Origin of the sequence: Mucilaginibacter sp. SJ, assembly GCF_028993635.1 — a bacterium.
Classification (GTDB): domain Bacteria; phylum Bacteroidota; class Bacteroidia; order Sphingobacteriales; family Sphingobacteriaceae; genus Mucilaginibacter.
Genome location: NZ_CP118631.1, coordinates 3,869,774 through 3,894,886, shown reverse-complemented (window position 1 = coordinate 3,894,886; position 25,113 = coordinate 3,869,774). Strand labels below are relative to the sequence as shown.

Annotated in this window: 15 protein-coding genes; 12 read left to right on the top strand and 3 right to left on the bottom strand. The window is 44.2% G+C overall.

Annotated elements, in window-relative coordinates:
• Positions 1 to 247: 247 nt before the first annotated feature.
• From MusilaSJ_RS15715 to efp, 8 genes are all read left to right on the top strand, one after another.
• Complete coding sequence (locus tag MusilaSJ_RS15715) at positions 248 to 1,483, top strand: HD domain-containing protein (RefSeq protein ID WP_274990460.1); 1,236 nt, start codon at positions 248 to 250, stop codon at positions 1,481 to 1,483.
• 149 nt (positions 1,484 to 1,632) lie between these two features.
• Positions 1,633 to 2,682, top strand: a complete 1,050-nt coding sequence (lpxD, locus tag MusilaSJ_RS15710; protein WP_274985882.1) for a UDP-3-O-(3-hydroxymyristoyl)glucosamine N-acyltransferase — start codon at positions 1,633 to 1,635, stop codon at positions 2,680 to 2,682.
• Positions 2,683 to 2,703: 21 nt separating this feature from the next.
• Positions 2,704 to 4,110: a bifunctional UDP-3-O-[3-hydroxymyristoyl] N-acetylglucosamine deacetylase/3-hydroxyacyl-ACP dehydratase gene (locus MusilaSJ_RS15705; protein ID WP_274985881.1), complete on the top strand. Its 1,407-nt coding sequence runs from the start codon at positions 2,704 to 2,706 to the stop codon at positions 4,108 to 4,110.
• Entirely contained in the window at positions 4,107 to 4,892 is a 786-nt protein-coding gene (gene lpxA, locus MusilaSJ_RS15700) for an acyl-ACP--UDP-N-acetylglucosamine O-acyltransferase (RefSeq protein ID WP_090532656.1), read from the top strand. Before MusilaSJ_RS15705 ends, lpxA begins: the two co-directional genes overlap by 4 nt.
• Before the next feature lie 214 nt (positions 4,893 to 5,106).
• Positions 5,107 to 5,727 (top strand): ABC transporter ATP-binding protein, encoded by a 621-nt coding sequence (locus MusilaSJ_RS15695; RefSeq protein WP_274985880.1) that lies wholly within the window; start codon positions 5,107 to 5,109, stop codon positions 5,725 to 5,727.
• 102 nt (positions 5,728 to 5,829) lie between these two features.
• The gene (locus MusilaSJ_RS15690) at positions 5,830 to 6,048 is read left to right on the top strand and encodes a hypothetical protein (RefSeq protein ID WP_109611062.1); all 219 of its coding nucleotides are present in this window, start codon (positions 5,830 to 5,832) and stop codon (positions 6,046 to 6,048) included.
• A gap of 15 nt (positions 6,049 to 6,063) precedes the next feature.
• Positions 6,064 to 6,504: a hypothetical protein gene (locus MusilaSJ_RS15685; RefSeq protein ID WP_274985879.1), complete on the top strand. Its 441-nt coding sequence runs from the start codon at positions 6,064 to 6,066 to the stop codon at positions 6,502 to 6,504.
• Between the two features lie 95 nt (positions 6,505 to 6,599).
• Complete coding sequence (gene efp, locus MusilaSJ_RS15680; protein ID WP_090532660.1) at positions 6,600 to 7,163, top strand: elongation factor P; 564 nt, start codon at positions 6,600 to 6,602, stop codon at positions 7,161 to 7,163.
• A 469-nt stretch (positions 7,164 to 7,632) separates the two neighbouring features.
• Here the strand turns inward: efp and MusilaSJ_RS15675 are convergent, their stop codons facing one another.
• Both MusilaSJ_RS15675 and MusilaSJ_RS15670 read right to left on the bottom strand, forming a co-directional pair.
• Entirely contained in the window at positions 7,633 to 8,889 is a 1,257-nt protein-coding gene (locus tag MusilaSJ_RS15675; RefSeq protein WP_274990445.1) for an IS4 family transposase, read from the bottom strand.
• A 150-nt stretch (positions 8,890 to 9,039) separates the two neighbouring features.
• Entirely contained in the window at positions 9,040 to 10,365 is a 1,326-nt protein-coding gene (locus MusilaSJ_RS15670; RefSeq protein WP_274985878.1) for a D-alanyl-D-alanine carboxypeptidase/D-alanyl-D-alanine-endopeptidase, read from the bottom strand.
• 59 nt (positions 10,366 to 10,424) lie between these two features.
• Here MusilaSJ_RS15670 and MusilaSJ_RS15665 point away from each other — a divergent pair, with 59 nt between their 5' ends.
• The gene (locus MusilaSJ_RS15665; RefSeq protein WP_274985877.1) at positions 10,425 to 11,675 is read left to right on the top strand and encodes an aspartyl protease family protein; all 1,251 of its coding nucleotides are present in this window, start codon (positions 10,425 to 10,427) and stop codon (positions 11,673 to 11,675) included.
• Positions 11,676 to 11,771: 96 nt separating this feature from the next.
• Positions 11,772 to 14,414, top strand: a complete 2,643-nt coding sequence (locus tag MusilaSJ_RS15660; RefSeq protein ID WP_274985876.1) for a zinc-dependent metalloprotease — start codon at positions 11,772 to 11,774, stop codon at positions 14,412 to 14,414.
• Positions 14,415 to 14,549: 135 nt separating this feature from the next.
• Here MusilaSJ_RS15660 and MusilaSJ_RS15655 read toward each other — a convergent pair whose 3' ends face one another.
• Complete coding sequence (locus MusilaSJ_RS15655; RefSeq protein ID WP_274985875.1) at positions 14,550 to 14,822, bottom strand: hypothetical protein; 273 nt, start codon at positions 14,820 to 14,822, stop codon at positions 14,550 to 14,552.
• A 437-nt stretch (positions 14,823 to 15,259) separates the two neighbouring features.
• Here MusilaSJ_RS15655 and MusilaSJ_RS15650 point away from each other — a divergent pair, with 437 nt between their 5' ends.
• On the top strand, positions 15,260 to 18,190 hold the full coding sequence (locus tag MusilaSJ_RS15650) for an outer membrane beta-barrel protein (protein ID WP_274985874.1): 2,931 nt from the start codon (positions 15,260 to 15,262) through the stop codon (positions 18,188 to 18,190).
• A 419-nt stretch (positions 18,191 to 18,609) separates the two neighbouring features.
• The gene (locus MusilaSJ_RS15645) at positions 18,610 to 25,113 is read left to right on the top strand and encodes a cadherin-like beta sandwich domain-containing protein (RefSeq protein WP_274985873.1); all 6,504 of its coding nucleotides are present in this window, start codon (positions 18,610 to 18,612) and stop codon (positions 25,111 to 25,113) included.

Sequence of the window (25,113 nt, the reverse complement as noted above, 5' to 3'; positions counted from 1 at the left end):
CTGAATCAGAATTTTCAGAATTTGAAAATTAGCAGAATGATTCAGTATAAGGTTAAACCCAAATTCAAATATCGTAATCTAAGTCTCCGCATTCTGTGAATCCTAAAATTCTGTAAATTCTGATTCAGACTGTAAACCCCAAATAGATGCTTTTGTTGTTATTCAGTAAAGGTATTAACAAAATTTAACAAACCTGACGCGCTTATTTTACCTTTGTTTTACATTTTTGCAATTATTAGAAGCGGCATTGAATAAAAAGAAAATAATTAACGACCCGGTTTATGGTTTTATCAGTATCCCTACCGAACTGATCTTTGACCTCATATCCCATCCATACTTTCAGCGGCTGCGTTATATTAAACAGCTGGGCATGACCCACCTGGTATACCCCGGAGCATTGCACACCCGTTTTCATCACGCTTTGGGTGCCATGTACCTGATGGATACAGCGCTTGAAACCCTCCGAAACAAGGGCCATCAAATTTCTGCCGAAGAGGAGGAGGCGGTTACCATTGCCATATTATTGCATGATATTGGCCACGGGCCATTTTCACACGCTTTGGAAAATACTATTATTGATGGTATCGCCCATGAAGACATTTCCTCAATGCTAATGAATAAGCTTAATACCCGGTTTGAGGGTAAGCTTACCATGGCTATCAATATTTTTAATGATACCTATCCGCGTAAGTTCCTGCACCAGCTGGTATCCAGTCAGCTGGATATGGACAGGCTGGATTACCTTAACCGCGACAGTTTCTTCACCGGCGTATCCGAAGGGGTGATCAGCTCCGAGCGTATCATCAAGATGCTCAATGTTAAGGATGACCATGTAGTTGTTGACGAAAAAGGTATTTACTCGATAGAAAAATTTTTGATAGCCCGCCGCCTCATGTACTGGCAGGTTTATCTGCATAAAACAGTAATAGCAGGCGAGGAGGTATTAACCAAGATCTTCAGGCGCGGCCGTGAATTGATCTCGCAGGGTGAAAACCTGTTTGCTACTCCGGCCCTGATGCATTTTTTAAAGAACCGCATTAGCCGTGATGCTTTCATGAACGAGGACCATCACCTGGAAACGTTTGCCTGTTTGGATGATACCGATATTATGGCATCGGTAAAAGTGTGGGCATATCATCCCGACCTGGTACTTTCCCATCTTTGCAAAAACCTGGTGCAGCGTAACCTTTTCAGGGTTGATATTACCAACGAATGCCCCGATGAAGCTTTTGTTGAAAGCCTCCGCCAAAAGGCGATGGAAAAGTATGGTATTAGTTATGAAGACGCTGAGGCTTACTTTGTATTTACTACATCTATCCGTAATAACGCTTACAACCAAAACGATGGTAACATTGGCATATTGATGAAGAACGGCGAAGTGAAGGATATTGCCGCCGCCAGCGACAACTCAAACCTGGTAGCTTTGGCCAAAACGGTGAAAAAATATATCCTGTGTTATAATAAGGAGTTGCTTGCCGGGTAGTCTTAAGTTCTAAGTCGGAAGTCTTAAGTCAGAAAAGAAAAATAAGATTTTGGACTTCTGGCTTATAACTAAAGACTTACGACTTCTTAAACATTGTTCATAACTCATTAATAATTTGTTGCTTCAATTTTAACATTTAAATTTGCCCGATGCAATTTACCGCTCATGATATAAGTTTACTGCTCAACGGAACTGTGGAAGGCGATCCTTCAGCAACTGTTAGCCAGCTTGCCAAGATTGAGGAAGCCGGCGCCGGCAGTCTTTCTTTTTTGGCCAACCCTAAGTATGAGCAGTTTCTGTATACCACTAACGCCTCCATTGTTATTGTTAATAATGATCAGCAGTTAACGGAGCCGGTAAAGGCTACACTGATCAGGGTTGAGAACGCTTACAGCGCGTTCACTGTCCTGCTTGATAAGTACAACACCTTCAGGCTGGATAAAAAAGGAATTGAACAGCCAAGCTTTATTCATCCCACGGCGCAGATTGGCACGGGGGCTTATGTCGGGGCGTTTGCCTACATCAGCCAAAATGTAACCATCGGCGATAATTGTAAAATCTATTCCAACGTTAATATTGGCGACAATGTAACCCTGGGCAACAATGTAACACTGTTTGCAGGCGCCACCGTTTACTTTGATTGCGTTATCGGGAACAATGTAATAGTACACTCGGGGGCCGTGATAGGCAGCGATGGCTTCGGATTTGCACCCAACCCTGACGGTACTTACACCAAAATTGCACAAATTGGTAACGTAATATTGGAGGACGATGTTGAAGTGGGTTCAAATACCACTATCGACAGGGCTACCATGGGTTCGACCATAGTGCGCAAAGGAGCAAAAATTGACAACCTGATCCAGGTAGCCCACAATGTTGAAATTGGGGCGCATACCGTGATTGCAGCGCAATCGGGCATATCGGGCAGTACTAAAATTGGCGAAAGGGTTGTGATTGGCGGCCAGGTAGGTTTTGCCGGTCACCTCAATATTGCCAATGGGTCGCAGTTTTCAGCCCAGACAGGTATAAATCGCTCTATCACAGAAGAAGGTAAGGCTTGGGGAGGTTCTCCAAATATGCCATATAAAGACTACCTTCGTGCCCACGCGAAGTTGCGAATGCTGCCCGAGCTTGATCGCAAGGTTTATGAGCTTGAAAAATTGATTGAAGAACTACGTAAAGGCAAGGCAAGCGAATAGCCTTAGCCTGTAAATTTAAATATGAACGTTAAACAAAGAACTATTAAAGCGCCGGTTTCGGTATCAGGAACAGGCTTGCACACCGGACAAAGCGTTACAATGACCTTTAATCCCGCTCCTGAAAACCATGGTTATAAATTCAGGAGGGTTGATATTCCCGGTGCGCCAATTATTGATGCCGATGTTGATAACGTAAGCGATACCTCGCGCGGAACATCTATAAGCCAGAACGGCGCTACGGTAAATACTGTTGAGCACGTGCTGGCCGCTTTGGTTGGGCTTGAAGTTGATAACCTGCTGATTGATCTTGATGGCCCCGAAACCCCCATTATGGATGGCAGCTCGATACAGTTTGTTGACGTAATAACCGAAATTGGGCTGGTTGAACAGGATGCCGACCGCGAATATTACCATATTCCATACAATATTCACTATTCTGAACCTGAGCGTAAGGTTGAAATGGTTGCCATGCCTTTGGATGATTACCGTTTTACCTGTATGGTCGACTATAACTCGCAGGTGCTGGGCAGCCAGCATGCCAGTATCTCAACCATTGGCGAGTTTAAAAAAGAAATTGCTTCATGCCGTACCTTCTGCTTTTTGCATGAGCTGGAAATGTTGTTAAAGCATGACCTGATTAAAGGCGGCGACCTGAACAATGCCATCGTGGTTGTTGACAAAGATGTTGACCAGGAAGAACTTAACCACTTGGCCAAGCTTTTTAACCGCAAGGATATCAATGTTGCCCCGCAGGGCATTTTAAATAATATTGAACTTCGCCATCAAAATGAGCCGGCACGCCACAAGCTGCTGGATATGATAGGCGATTTGGCGCTGGTTGGCGTGCCGTTAAAAGGGCATATCATGGCCGCAAGACCAGGCCACGCGGCTAACGTTGCCTTTGCTAAAAAGATCAAAGCGCTCATCAAAAAGGAAAAAAGCCGTAAGCAGGTAAAAACTTACGACCTGAACGCCAAGCCGGTTTTTGATACGGTTGAAATTATGGGCATGCTGCCTCACCGCCAGCCTTTCCTGATGATTGATAAGATCCTGGAGCTTACCAAAAGCCACGTTGTAGGGTGCAAAAATGTAACCATTAACGAAGAGTTTTTTAAAGGCCATTTCCCCGGTGCGCCAATTTTCCCTGGTGTATTACAAATTGAAGGTATGGTGCAAACAGGTGGCATCCTGGTGTTAAATACGGTTCCCGATCCGCAAAACTACCTTACCCTGTTCCTGAAAATTGAGAACGCCCGCTTTAAAAGCAAGGTAGTTCCCGGCGATACTATTATTTATATTTGCGACCTTATTGCTCCCATCCGCCGAGGCATAGCTACCATGAAAGGTATAGGGATGGTGGGCGACCGTGTTGTTGTTGAGGCCGAACTGATGGCTCAAATTGTAAAAGTAAAAGAATCTGAAGCATGATCCAGCCATTAGCATACATCCATCCACAGGCCAAAATTGCCGATAACGTGGTAATTGAGCCATTCGTTACCATCCACAAGGATGTTGAAATTGGCGAAGGTACCTGGATAGGCTCCAACTCCGTAATTATGGATGGCGCCCGGATAGGTAAAAATTGCCGGATCTTCCCCGGCGCGGTAGTATCCGCCCCGCCGCAGGATTTAAAATATAAAGGCGAGCAAAGCACCGTAACTATTGGCGATAACACTACTATACGTGAGTGTGTTACTCTTAACCGCGGTACCGCGCTTGATAAAAATACCACTACCATTGGCAGCAACTGTTTGCTGATGGCCTATGTACACGTAGCGCATGATTGTGTTATTGGCGATAACGTAATTGTTGCCAACGCCGTGCAATTGGCAGGCCACATTACGGTTTATGATTACGCTTTCATCGGCGGCTCGTCTGCAGTGCACCAGTTTGTTGAAATTGGCGCGCATAGCATGATCTCGGGCGGTTCGCTGGTACGTAAAGACGTTCCTCCGTTTACCAAGGCTGGTCGTGAGCCGCTGTCATATGTAGGTATCAACTCTGTAGGTTTGCGCCGCAGGGGATTTTCGGCCGCTACAATAGCCGAAATCCAGGAGATCTACCGGATCATATTCCTTAAAAAATATAACGTAACCAAAGCGCTTGATATCATCGAGGCCGAGTTTACCCCAAGTGTAGAACGCGATGAGATCATCAACTTCCTCCAAAACTCGCAACGCGGTATCATGAAAGGGTTTGGGAATACCTAAACGGTTGATGGGTTATAGTTCATTGTTCATAGCCGCACACTTGTCTGATTCTGTATTGCATCAACCATAAGCTACAAATCAGGTTCTCCGGCCATGAACTATGAACCATCAACCATAAGCTACAAATCAGGTTCTTTGGCTATGAACCATCAACCATAAGCTACAAATCAGGTTCTTCGGCTATGAACTATGAACCATCAACCATAAGCTCCCTATGACCATCACCCTCCAAAACATCGGCCGCCGCTTTAACCGCGACTGGATTTTCAGGGGAGTAGATTATACCTTTACTTCCGGCGAGTCATATGCCATCCTTGGCCCCAACGGCTCCGGGAAATCAACCTTACTGCAGGTTTTAAACGGGAGCCTTTCGCCTTCTACAGGTAAAATTGAATTTGTTAACGAAGGCAAGCCGGTTGAAATAGATACCGTTTTTACTCATTTAAGCCTTGCTGCTCCCTATCTTGAGCTGATAGAAGAGTTTACCATGAGCGAGATGATCGATTTTCATTTTAAATTTAAAAGCTTTAAGCCGGGGATAGATAAAGAGCAGGTTATTGCGCTGCTTAACCTGCCTAAAAGTGCCAATAAGCTTATTAAATATTTCTCGTCGGGAATGAAGCAGCGCCTTAAGCTGGCCCTTGCTTTTTGCGCCGATACCCCCATGCTCATGTTGGATGAGCCCACCTCCAACCTTGATACCCAGGGCGTTGATTGGTATCTAAGTCTTGTACAGCAATTTGCCGCCGGTCGCCTTACGATAGTATGCTCCAACCAGGAGCATGAGTATGGCTTCTGTACGCACAGATTGAGTATTGTGGATTATAAGGTTTAGATATGGCATTGGTGTTAAGTCTGGAAGCTCCAGAAATATCCTATAAAATTCCTTTTTTTATCCAAAATTTATCCGTATATTTAATTGTTAAATTTAAATGCCATGGAAATTAGACTAAATATTGACGATGATTTTATGAAAAACCTAAGTAAAAATTTAGGGGACTTAAAAACTTCAAAAATTACAACAGAGGCGCTAACCATTTTGAACTGGGCGGTAGAAGAGGCAAAAAATGGCAGGGTAATACTTTCTACTGATAAAAAGGGGGAGGATGTTAAACAGTTGGCTATGCCGGTTCTGGATAAAATAACGGCAAAATAAAATAGCATAACGAATATGCCAGCTGTTGATTTAAGTGGTGTAAAACAAATTACCCCAGCTGCTGCGCCAGAGGTGCAGGAGGTTGCCGGAATTACTTCTGTATCTTTGGTCGGCGTTACTAAAGACACACCGCAGCCGCCTCCGCCAGGAAAACCCCTGTCGGGAATTGAACAGGCAGGGCTTGACCTTGCCAAGATAGCATTTGGCATTATATTCACGTTTATAGTTTTTTTGATCATTTTTTTCTTTGTTAAGGAACTTGATGCAACAGGGGCTCTAAAAGGATTGTCATCCTCCAAAGATGAAAAGCTTATAGCAACTATTATCGCTGAGAAAAAAGCTTATCGTGACTTTGTCCTTGAAACAAGCAAAACCATTTTATTAAACTTGTTATTACCTATATTAACTGCGATATTGGGTTATATATTTGGGTCTTCAAAAGAAGTTAGATCATAGATATAGCTGATAGCTAAAAGATTAACGGCATTTTAAATGGTATAGGTTTAAAAATCTCAAATCAAATTCCTAAGTTTGCGCCTCAATATTATTTTATGGCTAAGGCATCAGATGTTAAAAATGGAAATGTACTTCGCTTCAACGGCGAATTAGTTCAGGTTGAGGAGTTTTTACACCGTACCCCGGGCAACTTACGCGCGTTTTACCAGGCCCGTATGCGCAACGTTAAATCAGGTAAACTGGTTGAATACCGTTTCCGTACCGATGAAGAGGTTGACATAGCCCGCGTTGAAACCAATGATTATCAATACCTGTATGACGAGGGTGATTCATTAGTAGTAATGGACAACACCACATACGATCAGCATAACGTACCAAAGGCGTTATTTGGCCCGGCGGTTAAATTTTTGAAAGAAGGCATGAACGTAATTGTTGCCTTTGAAAGTGATGAGCCTATCATGGGTTCTATCCCTGGTTCGGCCGAGTTGGAAATCACTTACACCGAACCGGCTGTAAAAGGTGACACCTCAAGCGGTGCTTTGAAAAATGCCACCGTTGAAACCGGCGCGGAGATCCGTGTACCGCTATTCATCAACATCGGCGATAAAGTTAAGGTTGATACCGCTACCGGCGCTTACGTTGAGCGTGTAAAAGGTTAATCCACTGGCCCCTAAAGGGTAAGAATAGATATAAACCAGGAAGAGGTTTCGTTTTCACGAAACCTCTTCCTGGTTTTATCCCCTTTCATCTCTAACTTGTTTCCATAGCCGTTAACTTAAACTTAAGGAGAAAAACGCCTAAAAAGCGAGGGGAAGTGCGATTCCCCTCTCGAGAGGGGTGGAGGGGTGTGTTACTCTACGCGCGACTTATCGCTTGTATAACACACCCCTGCTCCCGCTCTTTTCCAACCCGCCCCCTCTCGAGAGCATAGCCGTCAATTTAAGCGAAAGCAATAAAAAAGAGTTTGTTTTTTTGAGATTGAGGGCAGAACGTAGTTTGCCCGTAAAGGCAAACTTTATGTATTTTTGCTCTCATAGTTTTATTTCTATTTTTTTGAAAGGCAGATCGGTAAAGGGTTCTGCCTTTCTCTTTGTTTACACCTAAAGATAGCATTTAATATATTGATTATCAAATAATTATTACAATTTCCTCTGTTTTGAGCCGTCCTTTTTTCTGCTCTTTAAGCAGTTTGTAAAACGGAAGCTGTTCGAGCATATCCAGCCACTTACTGCTTAATCCCCACAATTGCAGCCTTAGCTCCTGCATACCTGATGCTATAAAACTGTGTACCTTGAGGATACTTACCTCGCCGATCTTACCGATTGACATTGTTATCTTCCAGCTTAACATAGCCCATAATAGTTTGCTGTAAAGTGCACAGGTGATACGGTGGGTATTTCCTTTAGGCATCTGATGGATCTTCAACGATGATTTCCAGCCTTTGAACACCAACTCGATCTGCCAGCGGAGATGATAGAGTTTCCGGATCAGTTCGGCACTGTAAGTGCTATCCAGGTTGGTTACAATGAAATTAAAGCCTGCTCTGAGCTTGAAAAGCGCTGTTGTCTGATGGCCTTTCTTTTTGTTGTATTTATCGGTATGGCTTATCCGGTTATTTTTTATTTCATCACTTACCGGTTCAATAATCATCCGGACAGGTAGCTCGTCTTTTCCAATATAAACTAAACCGTCAAATGCTTTTCCTGATTTTTGTAAAGCGGTCAGGTCCAGCTCCTGGTATACTTCATTACGCAGAATGTGTATCGATGTTTTGGGGCTTAACTTATTGACAAAGAATGCCTTCTTTTCGATAATGTTGCTCATATAAGCAATATGGCTATAACCCAGGTCTCTCATGTATAATACACCCGGTCGAATCATCTGCTGATCGAGGTGGCTTTCTTTCTGGTCATTGCAATTGCCCGGTGTTAGCCTGATATCACAACTTCCACTTTTGATCCCAAACTCAAACTGCAGGGCCGCGCCAGCTTTTATCCCGCAGCCTTTTGTCCCCGGATAAACATCCGCCATTGCCTCCGGTAAGGCAAAACGTGTGGAATCTTTGATGTTGATCTCAAGCCCTTGTATCTCTCTACAAGGCAATTCTATCGCTAAAAGTCGCTCCAGAGCCCCTTTGATAAACTCCGTCAGCCCTTCATTATACTTTTGATGCAGAGCCTGTTTTGATATATTAAGTGAATGCCTTAACATCAGCTGCATACTCATGCCATTAAATGATTGATTGCTGTCAAATAGCAGCGTATCCAGAAGATCTGATCCGCTTATCTTCCTTAAACGTTTGATCACTCCCGTGTTTTTAGCAAGGGTATCAAGAAATCCATGGTCAAATAATTCCGCTTTTAAGCGTTTAAATAACCCTGTCAGGTTTGGTTGGCCGATTCTTGCTCTTAAAAATTTTTATACTACTCCTTAAATTGACGGCTATGCTCTCGAGAGGGGATCTTGAAGCATTTACGCTGAAGCAACCTCTTAAGTTAACGGCTATGGTACTTATTTCGGGATCGATAAAAGGGATTAAAACTTATCATGTATGTACGTCATGATCCTCACCATCTCATCTCTTATTTCACGGGTTGACCGGGTAAAATTATTGTTCATGAATGCAAAAGCCAGGCGTTTGCCTTTACGGGTAACTATGTAGCCACTTTGGTTATGGTTATTGCTTAACGACCCGGTTTTTGCCCAAACAAAAGGCTGCCCGTTATCGGTTTTATAGGCGCTTTTAATTGTACCTGCTACGCCGCCTATCGGCATCATGCTATGTAACAGGCTTTCATCTTTCACCTCCTCCTGAATTTTGAGCAGCAGGGCAACAAGATCCCTGGGGGTAAACAAATTATACCGCGACAATCCCGAGCCATCAACCCATTGCGGCACATCGGGCAAGTCATTCAAAAAATGTGCTTTTGAGTAATTGATCGCCGAATCGGTACTGAGGGTATTAAACTTTACCGATGAGCACACCAGCAGCAATTGTTCGGCAATAAAATTATCGCTCGGCTGCAGCATCCGCCGGTAAACGGAATCGGCATTGGTATTATAAATAATCCGGGCATCGGCAGCCATTGGTTCCTGCAATAAGGATACCTGCTTTTTAAGCGTATCCTGCAGCAGGGCCATGGTCAATTGCAGGCTTGTTTTCCATGGGATTTCCTGTTTGTAGTTTTTGGGTATCTCGCCGGCAGGGTACATAAAATTATTGCTGATAAAATCGCGCTTAACTTTAAACTGGCCCGGGCGATAATTAATATCGGCATTTAAAAACCGTTTTAGATATTGCGGCCTTACCTGCATGTTACCGTCATTATCTGCGTAAAGCTGAGCCACATTATCCTCAATTGGCAGGGCGGTTATTTCGGCCTGGTAATAATCATTGTAATCGTCCCAGCCCCATCCTGCACCAAAAAACTCACCGGTATAGTTACCGGGCGAATAAAAAAGGTGTTTACTGCTGTTCTTCAAAAAGTTAAGCCCGTTTATTCCTTTCAAATCGCTGTGTAAAAAAGAAGGATCGCCGGTACCCCAAAATATCAGCGAATCACCGCGGGTTTGATAACGCAATGCCGGGATAGAATCGCCAAGCATTTTCAAACAGGTATAAAAAGTAAAAAGCTTGGTGTTGGATGCAGGCGTAAAATATTTATCGGCATTTAATTCATATATCATCTTATGCTCATCCAGGTCATAAAGAGCAAACCCGGTAAAATGATCATTAACAATCTGCGAACGCTTAAACAGCTTTTTAACCTTCCGTTTTTTTATGGAACGGGCATAAACAATATCACAACAAAGGGATAAAACACAAACAATTAACAGAAATGAAATTGTTGACTTTCGCATAATAAAATAATTTTTTAACAAATAAATCTCGTAAATTTAATATACCAACTATAACCACTTTGTTACACAAGTTATATTATAAATTACGCCATCCGGGAGCATTGTGGCTGGCATTTGTGTTAACATTTTGCCTTACAACCACAGCCCGGGCCCAGTACTTTGATCTTGATGTACGTAAAAAAAAGGTGAATATCCCGTTCAAGCTGGAGCGAAACCTGATGATCATTCAACTTAAGATCAACCACAAAGGGCCCTTTAACTTTATATTGGATACCGGCGTAGGCCTCATGATCATAACCGATCCTAAATTAGCCGATTCTATCAGTATTCCTAACAAACGTACATTAAAAATCCCGGGGCTTGGCGAAGGAGAAGATTCGGAAGCTTATGTAACCTCAACCTTAGATATTGCCATACCGGGGCTGGTTAGCTACGATGTCGCAGCCGCCATATTAAAAAAAGATATTTTTAACCTTTCGGGCTATGCAGGCATGCCTATTCATGGCTTATTGGGCTACGAGTTTTTTAACAACCTGGCTGTAAAGATCAGTTTCCAGGACAGCGTAGTTACCGTTTGCAGGCCCAAAGACCTTAAACCTTTCAGAAAAGCGAATAAGATACCCATGTCTGTCGAAGACAGGAAGGCCTATGTACATGCGCGGGTTATGATGCCAGGCATAGCACCTATTAAAACCAAGCTGGTTGTTGACCTTGGGGCCGGCCACCCGGTATCAATTGAGCGTTATATAAAAACCTATGGCCTCCCGCAAAAATTTATTGCTTCAGCCAACCTGGGCATCGGCCTAAACGGACCAATAAATGGCTTTATAAGCCGGATGGACGAATTCAGTTTGGGTAAATTCAGGATGAAAAGAGTAATAGCTTCATTTCCTGATGATAGCAATAACCAAACCAACCTGTCGGTGAAGCGCGATGGAAACCTCGGCGTTGGGATCTTAAAGCGGTTTACCGTTATTCTTGATTATCCGGACAGCGCCATGTATTTAAAACCCGGCTCAACCTATAACGATCCGTTTGAGCATGACATGAGCGGCCTTGAGTATTATGCCGCGGGCGACCACCTCGACAGGATCGTCATCAGCCGCGTAGAACCCGGTTCGGCAGCCGATGAAATTGGCCTTGAGCGCGACGACGAAATCATATCGGTAAATTTTAAACCTGTTTCAAGAATGAACCTCCAGGATATTGATGAAATATTCAAATCAAAGGACGATAGAAGCCTGCTGCTTGAGGTGTACCATGACAAACGGGTTGATAAAGTTGTACTGACATTAAAACGCAGGATATAATTAATAATACCTGTAAAATTATTATTGATAAAACACTTTGCGGCTAAAAAAGCCCTGTTTTTTATATAAGTTTACGGTTTAAACTATTTTTAATAAATGAAAAAACATCCGTTGCCGGGTATTTATTTACGCGGCTCAGTATTGGCACTTGCGGTTTTGGCAGGCTCTTGCGCTGCCAGGAAGCAAGCTGCAAACCAAAGCCTTACCCTAAAAACCACTACCACGCCCGGCGGAACCGTTGCGACAGCAACAACCGGAACCCCCAAAAAGGAAGGTATTAAAAAGTTTAGCGACCTTATCCCCGCTAAAACAAAGGCTGATAGCGGCCTTTTTAATACTTATAAGGTTGATGGCAAATATTACTACGAAATACCCGATTCATTAATTAACCGCGAAATGCTGGTGGTTACCCGCTTTGTAAAAACACCGGGCGGCCTCAAAACATTTGGCCAGCAGTACGGCGGCGAAGAAATCAACAACCAGGTTTGGAAATGGGAAAAGCACGATAAGCAGGTGTTTATCCGGGTGCCCAGCTATTCGTTGCGTGCCGATAGCACCAGCGATATGTACCAATCGGTTAAAAACTCAAACCTTGATGCTATACTGGCGTCCTTTGAGGTAAAAGCCTTTAATAAAGACACTACCGGCGTTTTAATTGATGTTACCGATTTTTACAACGGCGATATTGCCGCTATTGGTTTGTCTGACGATATCAAAAAGGCTTATAAAACCATGGGGGTTGATAACTCACGTTCGTATATCGACACCATTAAAAGCTTCCCGATAAATGTTGAGGCGCGTACGCTAAAAACCTACCGCGCCGGCGAGTCCCCGACCGATAACAGTAATGCGGCCATTACATTTGAGTTGAACACCTCCATGCTCTTGCTGCCCAAAATACCAATGAAAGCACGGATCATGGACCCGCGTGTAGGCTTTTTTGGCCAGCGCCAAACAGATTATGGCACCAATGCGCAGAAAGCCCTGGTTACCGCTTATATCCACCGCTGGAAATTAGAGCCTAAAGACCCTATTGCTTATGCAAAGGGCGAACTGGTTGAACCTAAAAAGCAAATTGTATTTTACATTGACCCGGCTACACCTAAAAAGTGGGTGCCATACTTAATACAGGGCGTAAACGACTGGCAAAAAGCGTTTGAAGCCGCCGGTTTTAAAAATGCCATAACCGCTAAAGAAGCCCCAACAGCAAAACAAGACCCTCAATTTAGCACCGAGGATGCCCGCTACAGCGTGATCAGGTATTTTGCTTCGGACGTAGAAAACGCCTACGGCCCCCACGTGGCCGATCCGCGCAGCGGCGAGATCCTGGAAAGCCATGTTGGCTGGTACCATAATGTGATGCAGCTATTGCGCGATTGGTACCTGATCCAAACGGCAGCGGTAAACCCCAAAGCCCGCCATGCACAATTTGCTGACGATCAAATGGGTGAGCTGATCCGTTTTGTATCATCGCATGAAGTTGGTCATACTTTAGGTTTGCCACACAACTTTGGCTCAAGCTACGCTTACCCTGTTGATTCACTGCGCTCAAAAACTTTTACCGATAAACATGGTACAGCACCATCTATTATGGATTATGCCCGCTTTAACTACATAGCCCAACCCGGCGATGGCGTTACGCACCTGTATCCGCAAATTGGCGAATATGATAACTGGGCAATAAAATGGGGATATACCTGGTTCCCCGGCAATAAAACGCCCGAGCAGGAAAAGGAAACATTAGCCGTGTGGACTAACAAAAACGCCGGTAACCCGGTTTACTATTTCGGCCGCCAGGGCACCTCCATCGACCCCCGCCTGCAAAACGAAGATTTGGGCGATAATGCCATGAAAGCCAGCGCCTATGGCATTGCCAACCTGAAACGGATTTTGCCAAACCTCGAAAAATGGTCGTACAAAAAAGATGAGGACTATGCCGATCTTAATGAATTATATAATGAGGTTTTAGGTCAGTACTATCGTTATATGGGGCATGTTACCACCAATATTGGCGGCATGAACGAAAACTTTAAAACATATGATCAAAAAGGCGCGGTTTATGATTTTGTGAGTAAAGAACGCCAGCGCGAAGCCGCCTTATTTTTAAACCAGCAATTATACGCAACCCCGTTATGGCTAATTAACAAAGCCGAATTGGCCAAGTTTGATAACGGCGTTATGATAAACCGTATTAAGGCTATGCAGGTTTCATTGTTGGGCAATGAACTAAATCCCTCAAGGCTGGCGCGGATGTATGATAATGAAGCCAAAAACGGCGCTAATGCCTATACCGTTGCGCAGTTACTAACCGATTTGCATACGGGCGTATTCGGCACAACCAAGCCCGACAGCTATCAGCGCAACCTGCAAAGGGGTTATATCGAAAACCTGAAAAACCTGTTAAATACAGATGCAAGTTTCGCGTTCCCGGGTGTATCAAGCGCGCAGCTGGCAAGCTGGGGCTTTACTCCAATCAACATCGCGTTGTCTGATATCAGGCCTATGGTACGTGCCGAATTAAAGAAAATTGATACCGGCCTGCCAAAAGGCGGCGATGCCATAACAGCAGCTCATTATGCCGACCTTCACCTTAGGATAAAGGAAGCCCTTAATCCAACAAGGCCGGTTGTAAATATTGTAGGGGGGATGGTTAAAGGTATCAACACCGCTAACCAGGATATACTGAATGAAAAAACAGGAAGCATGAACTGCTGGCCACGTACCAATGTTGAAAACTAATCTGGCACGGCCCTTAAAAATCCTTCTTGAAATCCTGCCCTGTTTGTAGGGTGGGATTTTTTATTTATGGATTTATTTTAACAAAACGCTGATGACTTAAAACAACTATGCGGCAGGGTATGAAAAGTCATTTACCTATTTAAGCTGGCTTATATTTTCAAAAAAGGCGACCTGCAAATCAAGCAGCGACTTCACGTTTATTTTTTCGCCGTAAGCATCAAAGCATAAAAACTTTGTTAACTCGGGCCTGTTTTTCTTCGATTTTTCGAAAAAATTAAAGGTTTCAAAAAAATAATGATTGGTTGTAACCTGACTTTTGCTGTTTGTTTGTGATGTATTCAGCCTAAAACCGATCGTATCGATCCATTTGTGCACTTTTGAATGCAGCGAATTTCTAATATTGTTCATAGGTCAATGTTTGGTTTAAGTATAACGAAATTTCATGCCACAATGTTACTATCATATAAATTCATTTTAAACAATAGTTTATTTCCTGTGTGGATTATTAACGCATCAATAGCATTATTTGGTATTTGCTGCAACAAATATTGAAACTAATTATTCACATATTCGTAATAAACCCCAAAACCTCTAAACGTAGCTCATTTAGCACATCCCGCCGCTTATAATTGACTGACTGATCTTTGTAACAACCGCAAGGCCGGATATTCCGGCCTTTTTTGCATAATAATTTGTAACAATAATATGATTGATAAGCAATTACAGGCCCGATGTGTAACAATAATATATTGATTAGGCTTTTACCAGATTTTAAGTTGAACATTTGCAGTTTAATTGCGTCTATATACACACAAAAACAATAATTGCACGCCGAAAAAACGTTTATGAAACCCCTATTTCTTATTTTAAGTTTTACTCTTTTATTTGCCTTTGGTTCCTACGCTCAAACAGGGCGGGAGGTAAAGGGAACTATTGTCGACTCCACCAAACTTTCATTGCCAGGCAGCAGTGTTAAACTGGTTTCAAACGGCGGCGACAGCACCATAGCTATCGCTGATGCAGCCGGTAAATTTTCGTTCCCGGTGGTAAAGGGCAACAAACTAACACTTACCATTTCGTCAATCGGTTTTACTGCAATTAAAAAACATTACTCGCTTGATGCCGGCACCCAACCGGTTGATCTTGGCGCTATAGTTTTAAAAACCGAAACCAATATGCTTAACCAGGTTACCATTGTAGGTGTTAACCCGGTAATATTAAAAGAAGATACTACCGAATATAAAGTAAGCGCATATCCTGTACGCGAAAATGCCCCTGTTGAAGATGTATTAAAAAAACTGCCCGGCGTTGATGTGGATAAAGACGGCAACGTAACCGCGCAGGGCAAATCGGTGACCAAAGTAAGGGTTAACGGAAAAGATTTTTTTGGGGGTGATGTTAAAACAGCAACCAAGAACCTGCCTGCCGATGTGGTTGAAAGCATCCAGGTAATTGACGACTACGGCGACCAGGCCAACCTCACCGGCATTAAAACCGGCGAACCGGATAAGATCCTGAACATCACCATTCGTAAAGATAAAAACCATGGCTACTTTGGCCAGGCCACAGCCGGCGACGGCGAGGATTTTTTACCTAAAGACCCCGGCGTCACCAACGCCAACCGTTATATAGGTGATCTGAAATTTTTCAACTTCAATAATGAACAACAAATAGCCGTATTGGGTACCATTAACAATACCAACGTAAATACATTTACTTACGGTAGCCCAACATCGGGCGGCGGGGGAGGTGGTGGTTTTGGCGGCGGCGGAGGCGGCAGGGGCAACGCGTTGCGTGGCTCAAGCAGCTCCACAACCAGTGCAAACGGTATCACCAACGCGCATGCCATCGGTGCCAACTTCCGCGATCAGTGGGGTAAAAGCTTATCTGTTTACGGGAGTTACAGCTATACTGATAATACTACCAACACCATTAGTTCATCTATCCAAACCAACAACGTTCAATCACCAAGTATAAGTACGCAAAAAAGCGACCAAACAGATAACCCTATTAACCATCGCTTTAATTTTAACCTCGAGTGGAAACCCGATACTATTAATTACTTAAAAGTTGTACCAAACTTCACCTATTTGAGCACTAATACTGATGCTAACGAATCCTTATCAACAACTATTGATGGAATAGCACATCCGTCATATACTTCATTGTCGCATACTGATGGCACAACGCCAAGCTATGGCATTAACGCCTTGTATAACCACCGCTTCAACGGGCATGGCCGCAACTTAAGCATTAACATCAGCGCTAATACGTCAAAAACATCGCAGTTCGATAACCCGACTTATGATTATGCCGATGGAGCACCCCGCCAGGCGCCTGCCAATCAGCAAACCTATACCGATAGCCGCGTAACCAGCTTTGGTACAAACATCTCCTACATTGAGCCCCTAAGCAAGCGGGGGTACCTGGAGTTAAATTATGCCTTTAACCGCTCAAACACCACAAGCGACAGGGAAACCGATACCCTTAGTACCGCCAACACATATGACCATTACGACAGGTTGAGCAACAACTACAAATACAATTTTACAACCAACCGTGTTGGCCTGAACTACCGCTTTATTGAAAAGAAATACAACGTTACTTTGGGTATTGGCGTACAACCGGCGGCATTAAACGGCCTCAATCTTAAAAACGATTCGGCTACGCACGTAACCACGTTTAACGTGATCCCAACCGCCCGTTTCAGCTATAATTTTTCGAGGGGAAAAGCTTTAAACTTTCTGTATAACGGATCGAGCAACCAGCCTACATTCAGCCAGCTGCAGCCGGTTATTGATTTTACAAACGCGCTTTACCCGGTACAGGGTAACCCTAACCTGAAGCCGGAACTTGCCAATAATTTTTCATTGAGATATAACAATTTCAGTTTCCAAACCGGCGACATTTTCTTTACCAATTTCAACTTTACCGCAACACAAAATAAAATAGTACAAAACACTATTTCTTATCCCCGCAAATTTAGTAAGGCCGTGTTAGCAGCAGATCCATCGCTAAAAAGCTTTGAGGGCACTAATCTTACCAACTATTTAAATGCGGATGGTTACTATTCGGGCACTGCCAATGTGGTATACGCCAAACCGTGGGCCCAGCGTAAATTTACCCTGCAATTTAATAGCGCTTTAACTTACACCAATGGCGTGGCATTCTCAAATAGCATCGATAGCAATAACGTTGCCGCATCAGCTGCCCCATTAAAAAACATAGCCAAAAACCTCAACTTTACCCCCGGTTTAAAATTCAGGGTAAATATTGTTGATGTTATTGATGCAGAGGCAAGCAGCAGCTATGGCATCAATAAAACAACCAACTCTATCCATAGTACGCTTATTGATGGCAGCTCAAACTTCCGCACGTTAAATTTAGGGCTGGCCGGCAAAAATTATTTCTGGAAAGACTGGACCCTAAGCTATGACTTTACCCGCACCGTAAATTATGGTTATGACCCCAGTCTTGGTATTAAAAACCCTAACATTCTGAATACTTACGTTGAACGCCGCTTTTTGAAAGATCACCGCGCCACCATCCGTTTGGCAGCATATGATCTTTTCAACCAAAACACAGGTTATACATCGGTTGTAAATGGCAATATCACTACGCAATCTACTGTAAACAGGCTTGGGCGTTACTACCTGCTAACATTCACGCTTCGTTTGCAAAAATTTGCAGGCAAGGCCCCGGCTCAGCAACCCGGCCAGCGCAGGTTCAACCGCGATGGCGGAGGCCCTGGTGGGGGAGGTCCAGGCCCTTTCTAACAAAAAACCTGGCTTAAAAGCAAGAGCCCCTTTTGATGTTTCAAAAGGGGCTCTTGCTTTTAACAGGTTTTTAACTACTTACACTGCTTTTACTTAGTATTTAACCTGTTGATCTTAACACTTCCGGTTCGATTAACCATCATCACCATAAAAGAAAAACCGGCAACGTTGAATTACAAAATGAAAGCGAAGTTAATGGAGGTTAAACAGACCCAGATTTGGCATTTAAAGACGTTGTTAATGAGCAAGTGTAACCAATGGTTAAAAAACCTTAAATAATTTAAATCGATAGAAACTACTTAATTAATATTCAGTATATTAGTTGATGTTTTTCAGCGCTGAAAAATATCGCGCGCGGGCATTTTTGACATTCCGTACATCTACCTGATAACCTCTTATTATATCCTAAACTTATTTTTATGAAAACATTATCACTATCTTTTAGGGACGACACCTCAATAGTTGACTGTGCAAAAACCCTTTTTAAATCCTGGGCCTTTCCGTTAATTGCTACGATCGGATTGTCGGCGGGCATTTTTTCAACTGCCGGGGCACAGGCTCCAACACTCAGTTATGTAAGTCCGATAAATTATGACGGAACACCTATAACTCCGATAAGCAACGGGGTCTCGCCCAGGGCTTATGCCCCTCCTATAATATTAGCTACAGGTTTCAGTGACCCGAGAGGTATTGCACTTGACGCATTGGGGAATATTTATGTGGCAGACTACGGAAGTAATGCAATAAAAAAGGTACCATCAGGCGGAGGAGCCCCGGTTACCATCGCTTCATTAAATAAACCGCAATCCGTTGCCATAGACGCTTCGGGAAATATCTATGCCGGCGCTTTAAACGATGCAGGTAAGGCTATTATTGTTAAGATAGTAGCCGGCAGTGGAGCACCAACACCTATTTATACAAGTACCGGGAACAGAACAGCAACCAGTTTGGTTTTTGATAGCGCTGGCTCACTTTATGCGAATGCCGAAGTGCTATACAAATTTTTGCCCGGCACATATACCAAAGTGATGATATTAGATGCACAACCCCGAGGTATTGCTTTTGATAACCAAGGTAATATTTACGAACTACCAAATACAGACGACCTTTGGGAAAATCCGGTAGGTACTAATCATCCGGAACTCGTCACTTATTTACTCAAATTCATTACAAAAGAAAAAGCCCAGATTTATACTACAATGCCAATAGTTATTGGGCACAACATCGCTATTGATGCTACAAACAATATCTACATTTCCCAAAATAGCGGTATACAAATGTACCCCTCCGCCGGTAATACAACCCCTGATTTAGGATTGGGCTCTGATATATATGAGGGGATATCAATTGATGGGCAGGGGAATATTTTTATTGTTGATGCTACAAGCAAAACATTAAAGGAAATTAAACCGACCGGTGGTTATTATCTCAATAAATTTCTACCCCCGGGCCTTACATTTAATAACAACACGGGCGTTATCGCCGGAGACGCTAAAGCGACATCAATAGCAAAGGATTATATTATTACAGCTTATAACAGCAATGGCAGCGTGTCTGCCAACCTTAATTTGCAGGTCGGGCTTCCCGCTATTCCCTCTTTTAATTACCATACACCCAATAGCTATACAACCAATCAAACTATTATACCGTTGGTTCCTATAGGTGCGGGCCCCAGCAATCCAACTTATAATTCAAAGCCCGATACGCTTATAAAGGAAAGTAATTGGCATAACGGACTTACACAAGGTTCAAACACGGATGCGTTTGGCAATAGCTATACCATTGTATCGAACAACTCCATTACCAAAACAACTCCTGACGGCCGAAGTATGGTTTTCGCCAACTTTGGTGATAACCTGATAACTAATCTTGTAGTTAATGCCCAAGGAAATATTTATGTATTGGAAAGCAATGTTGAAGATCAGAGAGTTTACTTGCTTAAAATAAGCCCGGATGGGAAGAACATTGTTAAGCTGCTCCAGGAGCACAATGATATTGATAGTTTTGCTATTGATGCTTCCGACAATATTTTTTTCAGTTGGAACGATTATAGATTCGATTATCGATACAATATGAATGGTGAAGCAAATTGGGAGGCCTTCTATTTCATTTCAGGTTTAACAATGTTTCGCCCGGATGGAACATCGCAGCTTTTATCGGATGAATTGGACGCTTATGAAAATGTATTTACGGATACAGTAGGCAAAGTTTATCTTGTCTCTACTATTGCCAACACTATCTTAAGACTAAATCCGATAGGCGGATATTATTTAAATCATCAATTACCGACAGGATTAAGCTTTAACAGTGCTACGGGAGTTATCAGCGGTACTCCTTTACAAAGCAAACAAGCAAGCAATTACCTTGTGACCGGTTACAACCTTGCCGGAAGCGGTTCGGCAACGGTCAATATTGAAGTGCTTTCAAATCAGCTTTCGGGCCTGTCAGTAAGCTCGGCTACGTTAAGTCCTGTATTTTCACCAGGGGTAACAAGCTACTCAGCTCCCGTTAGCACCTCATCAGCTACAATTACAGCAACTACCGCCGATGCGCAGTCTATATTAAAAATCAATGGCATAACAACGACATCGGATTGCCCCTCGGCAAGTATCGCTTTAAATCCGGGCAATAACCCAATATCAATTGTAGTAACTCCGCAAAGTGGAGGTGCCCCTCAAACCTATACCGTAAATATAAAATATGTTTTACCACCAACGGTTAAATATGTGAGCCCGCAATCATATATTCTAAATAAGGCAATCAGCCCTTTGGCTGCCACCTCTACAGGTATCACAGCTCCTGATGGTGGTTATTCAATAGCTCCGCAATTACCTGCAGGGTTATCATTTAACAACAATACAGGCACTATTAGCGGAACACCAACAGTGCTGAGCGCCCCTGCAAACTACACAGTAACCGGACATAATATAGCTGATAGCGTAACAGCAATTGTGAATCTTTCGGTTATACAGCCAGACAGTACCGGGTTAAGCGGCCTTGCCCTCAGCGCGGGCATGCTGAATCCTTCATTCGCGCAAGGCACAACAGCATACTCGGCCTCTGTGGTCAACAGCGTAACCTCGGTGATGCTGGTACCGGTAAGTGCGATAAGCGGCGCAACGATTACAGTAAACGGAGCGGCCGTGGGTACGGGTTCATCGCAGGCTATTGCATTGAACCCGGGCGGCAATGCCATCACTATAGTAGTGACCTCCCCGGACGGCACAAAAACTAAAACCTATAATGTAAATGTGGTCAGGGCCAGCTCCACGCCAGCAAACGCGAACCTCGCAGGAGTTTCGCTGAGCAGCGGGACGCTTAGCCCGTCGTTTTCGACGATTACTGCTAATTATACAGCCTCTGTCGGCTTTGAAGTGAACTCGATCACTTTAGTTCCTACAACCAGTGCAGCGGCGGCGGTCGTAACAGTAAATGGCATAACTGTAAATAGCGGGGCCGAATCGGGAAGTTTGCCGTTGCTGGTTGGCAACAACTTAATTACCACCCGGGTAACCTCGCAAGACGGTACCATAAAAACTTATAAAATAACAGTTACGCGCGCGGCTTCATCAGAGGCCGGCCTAAGCAACCTTTCGCTAAGCAGCGGCACAATGACCCCGGCATTTGCTACAGGAACTACCTCCTACCAGGTATCGGCAGGCAATGCGGTAAGCTCGTTAACGGTAACACCATCGGCTACACAGGCAGGGTCAACAATAACCGTAAACGGTACTCCGGAAATATCGGGCACAGCATCAGCGGCTATCCCGTTAAAGGTTGGCCAAAACGCGGTACTGGTCAATGTAACCTCTCCTGATGGCACTTCAACCAAGAGTTATTCGCTGTTCATTACACGGGCCGCACCGTCAGATGCTACCCTTTCGTCACTTACAATCAGCAACGGCACATTGAGCCCTGTGTTTGCCCCAGGTACCGCCACATATTCGGTATCGGTAGCCAATGCCGTATCTCTGTTTAGGGTAACGCCAACAGCGAGCCAAGCCAGTGCAGTTATCTCCGTAAACAACAACCCGGTAACTTCGGGCAGTCCATCGGCCTATGTTCCCTTAACAGTGGGAAACAACCCTATCCAGGTGGTAGTAACCGCTCCGAACGGAACAACGCTGCAAGTTTATACCATTAATGTAACCCGCCCGGTATCCAGCAATGCCAATCTTTCGGGTATTAGTGTAAGCAGCGGCAACTTGTCGCCGGCATTCGCTTCGGGTACAACGGTTTATACCAATTCAGTAAGCGCTACAACCCAATCGGTAACAGTAACACCAACAGTTAGTGAAGCCAACGCCACAGTAACGGTAAACGGGGTAGCCGTTCAACCAGGAACAGCATCGGGAGCGGTCATGCTAACGGCCAATGCCACTACAACGATTACGTTAAAAGTAACCGCGCAGGATGGGACCACAGTTAAAACCTACAAAGTAAACGTGGTTAGGCTGCCATTATCTCATGACGCCAACCTGGCTAACTTCACGGTAAGCAACGGCACATTAACCCCGGTCTTCACCCCGGCAACAACCAGCTACTCAACTACGGTACCCAATGCGATATCGCTTTACCAGGTAACCCCTACGGTAAATTATCCCGCGGCTACAATCACTGTAAACGGAACAGCGGTAGCATCAGGCACACAATCGCAGGTGATTCCGCTGATAGTGGGAGACAACACGATCTCCTCGGTAGTAACCGCCGAAGACGGGGTAACATTACGTACCTATACCCTCGTGGTAACCAGGCAGATATCAACCAACGCCAATCTCGCTAACCTGGCTATTGGCGGCGGATCGCTTTCACCTGCATTCGCGTCAGCAACTACCACCTATACCTCAACAGTGAATGCGACTGCCACTACAATAACCCCAACCACAAGTGAGGCCAATGCCACGGTAACCGTAAATGGAACAGCGGTTGCTTCAGGCACTGCTTCGGGTAATATCAGCCTGGTTGTAGGCATCAATACAATCACAGTAAAAGTAACGGCACAGAACGGAACCACGGTAAAAACCTATAAGATCAATGTAACCCGCCCTGCACCTTCAGCTAATGCCGATCTGGCCTCATTAACGGTAATCACCAAAACGTTTATCCCAACGCTTAACCCAGCATTTGATCCATCGGTAACGGCATACACGATAGATGTACCAACTACAACCACATCAATAAAAATCAGCGCCGCCATCCCTTCAGATACCGGCGCGGTAGTGCGGATCAACGGAGCTAAAGGTCAGGTATCGCCGTTTCTGCAGCTTAACCCCGGAGCAAATACCATTACAATTTCAGTAACGGCGCAGAATGGCACCACAGTAAAAATATATACCCTAACAGTTAACCGGGCTTTGGATACCAATAACTACCTGGGATACCTCGATCTGTATACCGGCAGTTATTCGCCGTCATTTACCAATACCGGCACAAGCTACACACAATCGCTTCCTTATACCATAACAACAACAACAATAGTTGTTCAGCCATTGTCTTATGCCGCAAGCATAACCATAAACGGTCAATCGGTTCCTTTTACAACTGCTATACAAGGCGGGCAGCAGGTTAAAATATACACCAAAAGCTATGCTCTTGCGTTTGGTGCCAATACTTTCAGCCTTCTGGTAACAGCCGAATCGGGCGCGACACGAACAGTTACAGTTACGATTAACCGGGCCGGGCCGCCGGTAACCAACAATGCAAACCTGAGTAATCTGACAGTCAGCCCGGGTACGTTGAGCCCTGCTTTTTTAAAAACCACAACCAACTATACAGCGACCATACCTTATGCAACACTCGCTGTTAGCGTTACTCCAACTGCTGATAATCAATACGCATATGTAACCGTAAACGGAACAGCTGTAGCCTATGGCCACTCCATAAATGTACCGGTAACAACAGGTACAAACCTCATTACCCTGAAGGTGCTGGCTACCGATAGTACTACAATCAAAACTTATAAACTGATGGTAACGGTGATGCCGCCATCAACAAATGCCGGCCTTGCAAGCCTAACCACAAGCGAAGGCTCCCTTACACCCGCGTTTGCAACGGCCACTACCAGCTATTCAATAGCTGTTCCGAATAATACAGGGTCGGTAGCCGTGCATGCGACACCAAGCGATTTGCACAGTACAATAAGCCCGGGCAGTAACATCATTCTAAATCCGCCCGTAGGAACCAGCAACACCAATATCATTGTAACCGCCCAGGATGGAGTAACCACTAAAACTTATACCCTTGCTGTTACCCGTGCAGCATCGGCCAATGCAAATCTTGCTTCATTAAGCATAAGTCAGGGTATGTTAAGCCCTTCATTCAGCCCATCAACGGCAAATTACACCGCCTCGGTAGCTAACTTTATAACGGATCTTGACGTAATGGCTACAACTGCCGAACCCAACGGCATGATCTCCATCAATGGAGGAGCGGGAGCACCGGGAACAGGGTCGGCTACGGTACACCTTAACGTGGGTTCAAATGTGATAACCGCCAAGGTTACCGCGCAAGATGGCACCACAATTAAAACATACAAAATAACAGCGACCAGAGCAACCGGGTCGTTAGGCATTGTAAACACCGGAAATAATTTATCAACAAGCTACGCCTCCTCAGAAAGCATTGTTCCTGTTAACGATGATGTAACGGTTCAACAGGTGATCTCACCCAATGGTGATGGCATTAACGACCATCTGGTGATTGCTGGCATCAATGCCCATCCCGATAATAAGCTGATGATTATGGACAGGAGCGGGACGCTGGTATACGAGGCCCGGAATTATGATAACAATGCACGGATATTTGACGGACGCTCGAACAAAACAGGCAAACTCCAATTACCAGGTGTTTATTTCTATCTGCTTAATTATAAAACAGGAGACGAAACCAAACATAAAACAGGTTACCTGATCATCGTGTATTAA